We start from the raw sequence: 11,114 nt of genomic DNA, 5'->3' as shown, positions 1-11,114 counted from the left end.
TACCAAGACACCTGAAAAAAATATACAAGACAGAACAAGGAATAACAACCTATTTAGATCTTCAAAGAATAAAATGGGAGCAAGAAAGAGGAAAAATTATCTCAACCATGAAGTTTTTGACATAGCCTAATAAACTTAGTTAATAAATTTATATATATAAATTATAATAATTTGTTTGCTTCATCAAAGTTAACTTCATATATATGGGCACTTATTGAGTGAACTGTTATAGAACCTATAGCTACCCCTATATTATCTGATACATATTGGGCTAAATAAGTTAGACCTACAACATTTGGGAACCATGCACCATAAATATCATGGGATCGCCATAGTGCGGTTGTGTTTAATTTACCATCTCTTAACTTAAAATCAATCAATATCATACATGGTACTTCATCATTAGAACCATCAATTGTAGGATCCCATGTAATTGAAATTGCTCTTCTTGATTCTTGACAATTTTTTAAACGATCAATTGCTTCTTTTACTTGATCTATCCCTTCAAAGTGCTTTCTAAGACGATTACCATAAGTATAAATAAATCCTTGTTTATCATCACTAACAAACTGTTCACTATATGATTTAAGCTTATCTCCACTCCAAAAATATCCTTCAGGAACTCTAATATCCATTATCGAAGATTTACTCTGTAAATTGAAAAAATCGGATGATTTCTTACCAAATGGAGTTTTCACACTAACCAATACATTGAGTATTTCTTTTGTTAGAGAGCCACGTTCATCATTAACACATTTACCTTCTTTCACAATCTTTTTAACGAGAGCTTCCCATCCCTCAGCAATCTCATCGACTTCTATTAATGTTGGCATTTAAATCACCTTGTTATGAATATAACAATAAAGTGTATATGTATAATAGCTATTAAATATTTCTAAAAAATTTAATTTAATTTAAATAAAAAAATGAATAGTTTAATGATTTTGAATAAAACATAGCAGTACATAATAATCTAAAAATAGTTATTTAACTTTAAATAATTTATATAAATTATATAAATACTAAAATTTATTAATTAAGAAATTTAAAAGAATTTAAATTAAATTTAAAAATGAGCATAGAATAAAAATTATTCTAGAGATTTCATAGCTTTAACCATATTTTCAAGTTTTGAAAAAGCTATATCACCATTTAACAACCTCATACCACAATCAGGATCAATGTAAAGATTTTCTAAACCAAAAAGATCAATTCCTTTTTCAATGATTTTAGCAATATCTTCAATGGAACCAACTAAGGGATTTTTAGTGTCTATAGAACCCCATCCTATCTTTTTACCTTTAAGTTCACTTAAATGATTTTCCATGACTTCAATATTACTTAAAAATCCTGCAATTTCAATATCAATAATATCCACATTGAACGTAGCTAATTCACTAATAATATTACTAATATCACCACAACAATGAATAGAAACTGGAATAGAAATATCACATGTAATTAAATCAATAGCTTTTTTTAGAATATGCTCTTTATTTACTCCAAAAAATGAATCCTGAGATTTATTTTTAGGTTTAGCTGTAGAAAAAAAAGGTTCATCAATTTGAATTAGTTTAGCCCCTACTTCTTCTAAAGCCAAACATTCATCTCTTAAAACTATAGCTAAATCCATGATCGCGTCATCTTTATTTTTATAAGCATTACCTAAACTTGAGGATTGAATAAGAGTATATGGACCTGTTACTATTCCTTTAACTCCTTTTTTTTCTTTTTCATGCTCTGGAAGATCAGAATTTTCTAAAAAATCATCCATAAAATTAATAGCTATTTTTAAATCATTAACCCCAATATGTTTATTTGGTTTTTGTATTTTAGAGTTAATTTCAAAAGAGTTTCCATTTGACTTAAAACCAGGAATATTTTTCGCAAAAATAGTTACCATATCCCCCCTTACCTGACCATCAGATATAATATCAATTCCTGCTTTTAATTGTGACTCCACTGCATGAAAAATAGCTGGTTTATAAGGATCATATAAACCTAAAGTAGATGAAAGTTTGTTTATTGTATTTTTTTCATTAAAATGTACGGGATAGCTTCCAACAACAGTACTTAACACAATTACACCCAATAATACATTATTAATAACAGTAATAATAAAAAGAATTAATAAAAATTTCTTATTTTTTAATAGCTATTTCTTTAATAGATTCAATATCTTCATTTTTTACAGGAATTTCAATAGCTGCAGTGCCATGACATGGTTTTGTATAAGAAATTATTATAGTTCCTTTACTTGGACAAATTCCTACAGGTATTGGAGGAATTCCTATTAATCTTGCACCTAAGACTTTATCTCCAGGATTAACATAAAATACTTTTTCTGCTTTTTCATTAATAATTTTAGCACATTCTTTAAAACCAGATTTCGCAAGTAAAACTTCATAATCCTCAGATTGTTGAAGATATGTTTCTAAACAAAAAGACATATTCTTACCTCATATATCAATAAATAATAACATTTTATTAATTATCTTATTTAATCCCTAACATTTCCTAATAATTTATCTAATGATTTATTGAACTTTACTTTTAAAGGTGTTGGATTATGATACGCCTTTACAGAAACCATCTCTGCATCAGTGCTTTCTCGAACAATATTTGTAAGATCCTCTAAAACATCAAGGTCTTTCTCAAATATTAAAGCGAGAGCTTTAATTTTTAATATATGATAAAATGTTACAAAATAAGATGCTGCAGCATCTTTAGATACAAATCCAATAAGTAAATCAAACTGACCTTCTTCTAAAGTGTTTAAAGTTGAGTCAATGTCTATTTTGTTTTTAATATATTGATTATTAGGATCACCAACTTCTAAAAGTTTTGATGCTGCTGGAGTACTAGCTACTGAAACATCCCATCCTAAATTAGATAACTTCCAAGACACATAATTAGCCATTGGTGTTTGGGATGGAGATTCAGGACAACCTAACAAAATTAATGCTTTCATGATTCAACCTTTTTATATTTATAATATGAAATCAAAATTCATAATACTAGTTATATTCATAAATGTACTATATCATATGCACTTAAATCAGTTTTTATAGCTTTAAAAGGAACTTGAAAAAATTTTTATTTTTTCGAAATCAATGCCCCAAATTAATTAATTATATATAATTATATTATTTACTTAAATTAATAATAATTGCGATTTAGCTATTCCAAACTATATTATTCTCGCTTTAATGAAACCACATGTGCAAGTACTAATGCAGAAAGTATGAGGAAAGTTAAAAGTGCAGTACCATTTATAGTCCTGTTAAATATGAATAGTCCAATTAATGCTTGAGTAATGAATGCTGTTAATGAACCTATAAGTAATACTTCTCTTCCAAGATACTTTTTATTATTTTTTTCACGTTTTTCACGATACATTGCAAGTAATTTAAACCCAACTATTGTCGTTATGATTGTAAATGCAATTAATGCAAGTAAACCAAGGTATCCAAAATCAAAAGCATATCCCATAATACCTGGAAGCATATAGTCAATTACATCCTTTTTAGTAACCAGAACACCAAAAAACAAAGGGAATGGCAATCCAAATAAGATAATTAAAGACATTGGTAATGTAATATACCCATCAGCAAAACCTGTTCCTTCAGTTCCCCAAAAAGAGGATGTAGGATTATGACCAATTAATTGAGTGTTTCCTAAAACCATTTTAATCGACGGAATTGCATTTTGCTCAAGCCGTCCAATTCTAAGCAGTGGGCTGAAAATTTCCATGTGTAAAATTTGAGAAATTAATTCAAGCGCTCCAAAGGCTATTGTGCCTAATCCTAAAAATATTATGATTCTTTTAATAGTTAAGAAAGATTTTTGTCTGAATGACTTGGAAATAATGAAAAATCCTATAAATAATCCTAATATCCATAGTAATAAAAAGGATCTATGCATTAATGCACCTGAAACTGTGATGAAAATCAACAAGAACCATACAACATTTTTTAAGCTTCTAACATTAACTCCAGAATCTTCCATTACTCTTAAAGAAGCTAAAGCAGTTATAATAGCTAAAAGAGCAATAGGACCTAAAGGATGCGTAAATTCGTTCTGTCCAAATGATAAAAATAGCATTACTATATCTATCCCAAATAGTAAACTAACTCCTATTGCTACTACCAGAGAAGCTAGAGTCACTATACTTAAAGAAATTGGGACTAAATTAATAGCAAAAAATACTACAGCAAATAATATTGCTCCTACTTCTAATATGAACTGAAAATGATTTTGAGCTATGAAAGGCATTTAAGACTCCTGTTAAATTAAATTAATTGTTAATAAAAAGCATATTGTTTATTCTAAGTAAAATTATAATATACATTTCATAATAATGAAAATAAATATTAATTATATGATTAAATTTTTTAAAAAAATTATCATTATTATGCTTTATAATAGCTCTATAATTAATGTTTTATAAGACTATTTATTAATAATATTATTATATTGTCCTAATAGATTATAAATCTTTTGTTTATTAAATCCATATATAATTAATTAAAAGAAATTATGAAATAAAAATAAAATTATAGAATTAATGGACTGACCAGGATTTGAACCCGGGGCCTCCGCCATGCCAAGGCGACGATCTACCATCTGAGCTACCAGCCCTTAAAACATTAATAAATTATGAAATAAAAGTAACAATATTGGTTAAATAACATAATACATAATTTAATAATAATATATAATTTCATATATTTAAATGTTTCATGTAAATAGTTATTATATGAACATTTTATAAAATAGCATAAAATAGCTATTTTTTCATGTCATAAACATTATCTACAATTAACTGGAACAAGTCATCAAACTTAAGTGGTTTTGGTAGATTATTTGATATAAGCATAGATAAAGCCGTGTTAACCACTTCATTTACATTATTAGACCTAAACATTAAGTTTTTATCAATGTAGAACTGATCAACAGATAGAGTAGCTCCAGGATAGCATGAAATAACAGGAGTTTGTAAAATAGCTGATTCTCTGTTCATAGTCCCTCCTGCACCAATAACTAAGTCAGATTTTTTAATTATGCTTGATGTATCTACAGGAGGTTCAAGTAAAGTTACATTTTCAATACCTTCAAAAATCTTTGCTTGCTGCTTAAATCTTGGAAGAACAAGAATATTAGCATATGCTTTAAGTACATCAACAATAGGTGTTAAAACAGATTGAGTACATTCAGCATCAAGATAAGAAGCCAGTGAAGGTTCTGGACGCATTAATATTGTTTTAGAAAGAGGTAGATTAAGACCCATATCTTCAAAAATATTCTCATTGTATTTGAAGGATTTAAAATGAATAGTTTCGGAAGTACCATTATATCTAATTAATTTATTAGGATCCAATCCATAACTAAGTAATTTCCACACATCAAGAATTCGAGGAGAGATTATCCTATCACATAGAGGCAAAGTAAGTTTATTTGCAGCTTCTGCATGCTCATTATCTAAAACATACAAACTTGGTATTCCTAATCCAAAAGAAACCCTTGGAAGCTCAATTGAATGTTTAGATAATGCCACATCTATTTTTTCACTAGATACCAAATCAGCCAATTCATTAACACGTTCTGTACTTCTTTTAAGCTTATCAATGAGGGAAACTCCATGTTTACCTACAGAAATAAAATCATGCCCATACAAATTCATTAATTTATGAATATCTCCAAATTTCCTACCAGTAATAATTAAATCTTCACCTTGATCTTTGAAATATTGTATTATGTCTTTAAAGAACCTTACATGTGGTGCATTTGTTATATCTATCCATATCTTCATGAAAACACCTCCAAATAATATTTAAATTAAAATGTAACTAATTTAAAATAAGATTAACATAGTTTAGCTATTAACTTTATAAAAGATGAGAATATTTAATATTAAATAAAGTATTGATATTATAATTATTGAATTAAAAATTCTTCAATAGCAAAAATTACTTCTTTAAGCCCTTCTTTATGTTTCAAACTAGTTTTAATAATTTTAACATTAGGATTTAAAGCTTTTGCATCAGCCACCATTTTATCCGCATCAGCACCAACCGCATCAGCTATATCTACCTTATTAATTACTACTAAATCCGCACTCTGAAATATTAATGGGTGTTTCTCTACTGTGTCATCCCCTTCACTAACACTAATAACAACAACCCTCATATGAGCTCCTAAATCAAAATCAACAGGACATATTAAGTTACCTACATTCTCAATGAACAAGTAATCAATATCTTTAAGAGGAATATCATCCAAAACATGCTCCACTAAATGAGCATCTAAATGACATTCTTTTCCTGTATTTAAACCTACAACAGGAATACCATGCTTTTTAAATCGTCCTGCATCGAATTTACTAATTACATCTCCCGCTATAACTGCAATATTACCATTCATATCAGTTATAAGCTCTTCAATAAGCGTCGTTTTTCCAGACCCTATTGCTCCCACAAAATCTACAGAAAAAACATTGTGTGAATTTAAAGATTCTTGAATTCTTTTAGCTATTTTCTCATTAGCTTTCATTATATTATGTTGAACTTCAATTTCAGCTATTTTATGCATAAAATCCCTCTCTTACCAGATTAGTAGTTGTATTACTAGTATTAATATTATTACTAGTGTTACTAGTATTAATATTATTAATTAACTATAAACACTTAATATATAATAATTTATTAACATATTTTATTATTTAATTATATATTTTAACATTTTTAAAATATTTTAAAAGTTTAATCTTCTTGTTCTATTATAATATTTTTAACAATGCAGTCCTTACCATTTGTAATGTGTAATCGTTTATTTCCACATTTAGGGCAGTTTACTACTGGAGCATAGTGATCTAATTCATCATCATCAATTTTCCCTTTGTATTCGCATTCTGGACAGTCAATTTCAATAGGAATCTCTTCAATAGTGAATATAGCACCTTTTACTATGGTATCCTCACTTAAAACATCCAGCAGAAACTTTATTTGTTCAGGATTGATCAAAACCATTTTACCTATTTCAACGACGACTTCAATAACTTCAGTTGCATTATTATCTTCTGATTTTTCAATAACAGCTTTTAAAATCCCTTCAGCCATTGACAATTCATGCATAAGTACACCTCATAAATAATATTATCCTCAGATATATAATAGTTAATTAGAAATTTATGTGATATTTATTTAATTCAAAAAGTTACATAAAAAGGTTCAATTTAATAATATATTGAATTTAATATTTAATTATGAGCATTATTAAAAATATTAAATTATATATTAAATAGCTTAAAATATTAAATTAATTAAATATAAATCTATATTAATAACATATAAATAGTAATAATAGATATACTTAATTAATTAAGAATATTATTAATTACAAATCATGTTTTACTAAGTAAACATTAATATAAATTAGATTCCATAGCTATTAGGTGATAATATTGATAATTGGCGGATCCGCATCTCAAAAATTAGCAGCAAACATTGCAAAAAAACTCAATGATAAATTGTGTCCTATTGAAACGAAAAAGTTTCCTGATGGAGAAAGATATATTAGAGTGAAAGGTGAAATTGATGAAGAAATTGTTGTTGTTCAATCAACAGGCAATCCGCAAGATGAAAACTTAATAGAGCTATTATTTTTAATAAAAAATTTAAAAAGTCTTGGGGCTAAAAAGATTAAAGTTGTTATACCTTATTTTGGCTATGGTAGACAAGAAAAACGTTTTAAATCAGGTGAAGCAATATCTGCCCAAATTGTTGCAGAATTAATTCAAAATGCTGGTGCAACAGAGATATTAACTATAAATCTTCATGAAAATAGTGTAAGAGACTTTTTTAGCATTAAAACACAAAATATATCAGCAATGCCTGCAATAGCTGAACATATTAAAGAAAATACATATAATCCAATTATTATAGGTCCAGATAAAGGAGCTTTAGAATTTGCAGAAGAAATAGCTAATATATTAGACTGTGAATCTACTTACCTTAGTAAAGTTAGAATCAGCCCAGATAAAGTTGAAACTAAAGTCGTGAACATGAGATGTGACTTTTCAAATGATGATCCTGCATTTAAAGATGTTAAAAGTAAAAACGTAGAAATTAGTGCAGTTAAAGGAAAAGAAGCTATTATCATTGATGATATAATAGCTACTGGTGGAACCATAGTCAATGCTGTGCATATACTAAAGGAAAATGGGGCTAAATCAGTTGATGTTTGCTGTGCTCATCCAGTTTTAGTAAATGATGCAGTACTCAAAATATATGCTGCTGGAGCAAGATCCATTTCTGGAACAGATAGCTTAAAATCAGAAGTTAGTACTATTTCACTTGCTAAAACAATAGCTAAACATTTAAAATAAGATTTAAAATTAAAAAATTCAATTAAGAGAAAAAAATGAAATATCAATATTTTAATAAATTTACTAATTAAATCCAGTAATTAGATCTATTAATTAGATTTATTTGGAATATTTCCTTTTATTGAAGTATTTGGGACTTTCTCAGCTACAGCAGTTCCAATAGCTTTCATTTTTTTGACTAAATTATTTTTTCTACTTCCACCAACAAGTATATTATCCAGAACTTCACTTAAAGAATCGACAGGAATGATTTCTATTTGTTCTTCGTATTTTTTCTCAATCATTACATCTTTAAGGTTAGATCTTGGAATTATAACTTTTTTAATTCCTGCTTCAGCAGCAGCTTCTATTTTTGCAGTTGCTCCACCAATAGGCATTACATCTCCTCTTACACTTAGAGAACCAGTTAATGCTACAGTCTGATCTATTGGGATTTCTTCAATAGCTGAAATAACAGCAGCTGCAATTGAAACACTGGCACTGTCACCTTCAACTCCATCATAAGTTTGTAAAAACTGAACATGAATATCATAGTGCGAAATATCAGTTCCAGTGTGCTTTTTAATTAATGCACTTACATTTTGAACAGATTCTCTAGCTATTTCTCCTAATTTTCCTGTAGCTATTATTTTTCCTTCATGTGTACTTTGAGCAGGTGCTGCTTCAGCAGCTATTGGTGAAATTAATCCACTTCTATCTCCAATAACAGCCAAACCATTAACTATTCCAATTTTTCCACCTTTAGGATTGTAAACACTGTACTCTTTTCTTTGGATAATTGACCTATCAGCTATTTGCTGTTCTAATGTTCTTGAAAACTTCTTAGATTCGACTACATGTTCTGCTGTGACGAGATCAGCACCTTGTTCTTTTGCAAAATCTCCTGCAGCACGAATTAATCCACCAAGTTCACGAAGTCTTAATGTTAAAGCGTCCTTCTTACCAGATCGTCTTTTAGCTTCCATGATTATTTCATCCAATGCGGAAGATGAGAAATGTGGAATTCTACCATCATTTTTAACTTCCTGAGCAACAAATTGAACTAATTTTTCCCTGTTTTCCTTAGTATCTTCCATGTAGTCCTTCATAAATACTTCATAACCATACCCTCTAATTCTTGACCTCATAGCTATGTGCATACCTTCAAGAACTTGAATATTCCCAGAAGCAACTAATACAAAATCACATGGAACTGGTTGGGACCTAACCATTGCCCCACTACTTGTTTCACTCTGTCCAGTAATAGAGTAATGTTTCTCCTGCATTGCAGATAACAATTCCTGTTGAGTTTTCATATTCATTGTTCCGATTTCGTCAATGTATAAAACTCCTTTATTTGATTTATGAATCATTCCAGGTTCAACTCTCTCGTGAGCAGGAGTACCAAGACCTCCAGATTGATAAGGGTCATGTCTTACATCCCCAAGAAGAGCTCCAGCATGAGCACCTGTTGCATCGATAAATGGTGCGAATCTTTTATCAGCATTATTAACAAGTAATTTAGGACCTACAGAAGCATTTCTAGGTAATTTTGTAAGAGCTGCAACTAAAAATAGTAATAAAATTATAATAGCTGTTTCCCAAAATCTTTTGAAGTAAAAACCAACAAGTACAGCACCTACCATTAAAAATAGAATTATGATAGTTTTCCATTCATCATAATTACTAACAGTTGACTTACTACTTTTAAGGATTTTTTTACCTTCACCTGAAGGAACTAGACGTATAATAGGATTATTAGTATCTTCAGGATTAGGATACACCAGAATATCTTGTAATACTTCAGGAGGCAACATCTCTGCCATTCCTTTAGCAAGCATTGATTTTCCAACCCCTGGCTCTCCTATTAATAAAACATTTCTTCTTTGTTTTGCTGCTTTTTTAATAGTTTCTATTGCATCTTCGTGCCCAATAACTTGATCAATTAATAGTTGAGGAATTTCAACATCTTGAGACCCCTTAATTTTCCCATAGTCTATCATTGGTTTAATATTTCCTTCAACATCCCCTAAGCTGCCCTCATCCTGAGTATTTTTATTAGATTCAATAACAGTATCCTCCTTATTTTTATTAACTTCATTAGTTTCATTAGTTTCTATATTATCCTCTTTTTCACTGTTGTTGATTTCATTAGATTCCTTATTATTATTATTATTATTATCTATATTAACATCGTTATCAATAATTGTATCATGCTCTCCATTAACATTATCCTTAGATCCCATTTTAAAATACTCCCTTAAATAATTATATTGATAAATAATTATAACCCATATTATATTTGTAGTTATGAATATCTTTAATTGTTAAAGATCTAAATTTGAATTGAAATAAAATTACAGATTTATTTGTGGAATTAAACATTATAGACATATTATTAGACATTATTATATTAATTATTCTAAATTTAATTATACTAAATCTATAAATGTACATTAGTAAATTAATTAAACCTATAAATTATAATAAAAAAATTTTATATAATGAATATATTATTTAATCACTATGATATAATAATTTTTCTATATCCCCATATAAAAAGTTTTTTATTTTAGTAAATTTTTGTAATTAAAATAATTCTAAATATTTTTTTATATATTATTGGCTGTGCAATAATTAATTTTTCAGTTGATGGATGACAGTGAATTTTCTTAGTTGTGGTTAGATTGTAAATTATTTTTTGTAGTTTTTTTTATTTGTTGTCTATGTTTTTCATTGAATATCTATT

General features: G+C 28.2%; 10 protein-coding genes and 1 tRNA gene. 1 reads left to right on the top strand and 10 read right to left on the bottom strand.

What is annotated here, in order from left to right; translation table 11 throughout:
• Positions 1–161 precede the first annotated feature (161 nt).
• From MBFIL_RS09635 to hypA, 9 genes are all read right to left on the bottom strand, one after another.
• Positions 162–833 (bottom strand): thymidylate synthase, encoded by a 672-nt coding sequence (locus MBFIL_RS09635; protein WP_066973952.1) that lies wholly within the window; start codon positions 831–833, stop codon positions 162–164.
• 257 nt (positions 834–1,090) lie between these two features.
• A complete protein-coding gene (locus tag MBFIL_RS09630; RefSeq protein WP_066973950.1) occupies positions 1,091–2,080 on the bottom strand; it encodes a methionine synthase in 990 nt (329 codons plus the stop codon).
• Between the two features lie 61 nt (positions 2,081–2,141).
• Positions 2,142–2,450 carry a DUF1894 domain-containing protein gene (locus MBFIL_RS09625; RefSeq protein ID WP_066973948.1) on the bottom strand — a complete coding sequence of 103 codons (309 nt, stop codon included), beginning with the start codon at positions 2,448–2,450 and terminating at the stop codon, positions 2,142–2,144.
• 50 nt (positions 2,451–2,500) lie between these two features.
• A complete protein-coding gene (locus MBFIL_RS09620) occupies positions 2,501–2,971 on the bottom strand; it encodes a DUF1890 domain-containing protein (protein ID WP_066973946.1) in 471 nt (156 codons plus the stop codon).
• Positions 2,972–3,195: 224 nt separating this feature from the next.
• A complete protein-coding gene (locus MBFIL_RS09615; protein WP_066973944.1) occupies positions 3,196–4,275 on the bottom strand; it encodes a hypothetical protein in 1,080 nt (359 codons plus the stop codon).
• A 293-nt stretch (positions 4,276–4,568) separates the two neighbouring features.
• Positions 4,569–4,641, bottom strand: a tRNA-Ala gene (locus MBFIL_RS09610).
• Positions 4,642–4,789: 148 nt separating this feature from the next.
• Positions 4,790–5,812: a DUF354 domain-containing protein gene (locus MBFIL_RS09605; protein WP_066973942.1), complete on the bottom strand. Its 1,023-nt coding sequence runs from the start codon at positions 5,810–5,812 to the stop codon at positions 4,790–4,792.
• A 125-nt stretch (positions 5,813–5,937) separates the two neighbouring features.
• Complete coding sequence (gene hypB / locus MBFIL_RS09600; RefSeq protein ID WP_066973940.1) at positions 5,938–6,591, bottom strand: hydrogenase nickel incorporation protein HypB; 654 nt, start codon at positions 6,589–6,591, stop codon at positions 5,938–5,940.
• A gap of 170 nt (positions 6,592–6,761) precedes the next feature.
• Entirely contained in the window at positions 6,762–7,133 is a 372-nt protein-coding gene (hypA, locus tag MBFIL_RS09595) for a hydrogenase maturation nickel metallochaperone HypA (RefSeq protein WP_066973938.1), read from the bottom strand.
• Positions 7,134–7,462: 329 nt separating this feature from the next.
• Here hypA and MBFIL_RS09590 point away from each other — a divergent pair, with 329 nt between their 5' ends.
• Positions 7,463–8,386, top strand: a complete 924-nt coding sequence (locus tag MBFIL_RS09590) for a ribose-phosphate diphosphokinase (RefSeq protein WP_066973936.1) — start codon at positions 7,463–7,465, stop codon at positions 8,384–8,386.
• 89 nt (positions 8,387–8,475) lie between these two features.
• Here the strand turns inward: MBFIL_RS09590 and lonB are convergent, their stop codons facing one another.
• Positions 8,476–10,368, bottom strand: a complete 1,893-nt coding sequence (gene lonB / locus MBFIL_RS09585; protein WP_245637489.1) for an ATP-dependent protease LonB — start codon at positions 10,366–10,368, stop codon at positions 8,476–8,478.
• Positions 10,369–11,114: the final 746 nt, after the last annotated feature.

Origin of the sequence: Methanobrevibacter filiformis (assembly GCF_001639265.1) — an archaeon.
In the GTDB taxonomy this organism is placed as follows: Archaea; Methanobacteriota; Methanobacteria; order Methanobacteriales; family Methanobacteriaceae; genus Methanacia; species Methanacia filiformis.
This window is presented reverse-complemented; position numbering and strand designations above follow the sequence as displayed.

Coding starts and splice junctions, on each gene's coding strand:
- MBFIL_RS09635 (WP_066973952.1), bottom strand. CDS start 833: ATGCCAACATTAATAGAAGTCGATGAGATTGCTGAGGGATGGGAAGCT.
- MBFIL_RS09625 (WP_066973948.1), bottom strand. CDS start 2,450: ATGTCTTTTTGTTTAGAAACATATCTTCAACAATCTGAGGATTATGAA.
- MBFIL_RS09620 (WP_066973946.1), bottom strand. CDS start 2,971: ATGAAAGCATTAATTTTGTTAGGTTGTCCTGAATCTCCATCCCAAACA.
- MBFIL_RS09615 (WP_066973944.1), bottom strand. CDS start 4,275: ATGCCTTTCATAGCTCAAAATCATTTTCAGTTCATATTAGAAGTAGGA.
- MBFIL_RS09605 (WP_066973942.1), bottom strand. CDS start 5,812: ATGAAGATATGGATAGATATAACAAATGCACCACATGTAAGGTTCTTT.
- hypB (WP_066973940.1), bottom strand. CDS start 6,591: ATGCATAAAATAGCTGAAATTGAAGTTCAACATAATATAATGAAAGCT.
- hypA (WP_066973938.1), bottom strand. CDS start 7,133: ATGCATGAATTGTCAATGGCTGAAGGGATTTTAAAAGCTGTTATTGAA.
- lonB (WP_245637489.1), bottom strand. CDS start 10,368: ATGATAGACTATGGGAAAATTAAGGGGTCTCAAGATGTTGAAATTCCT.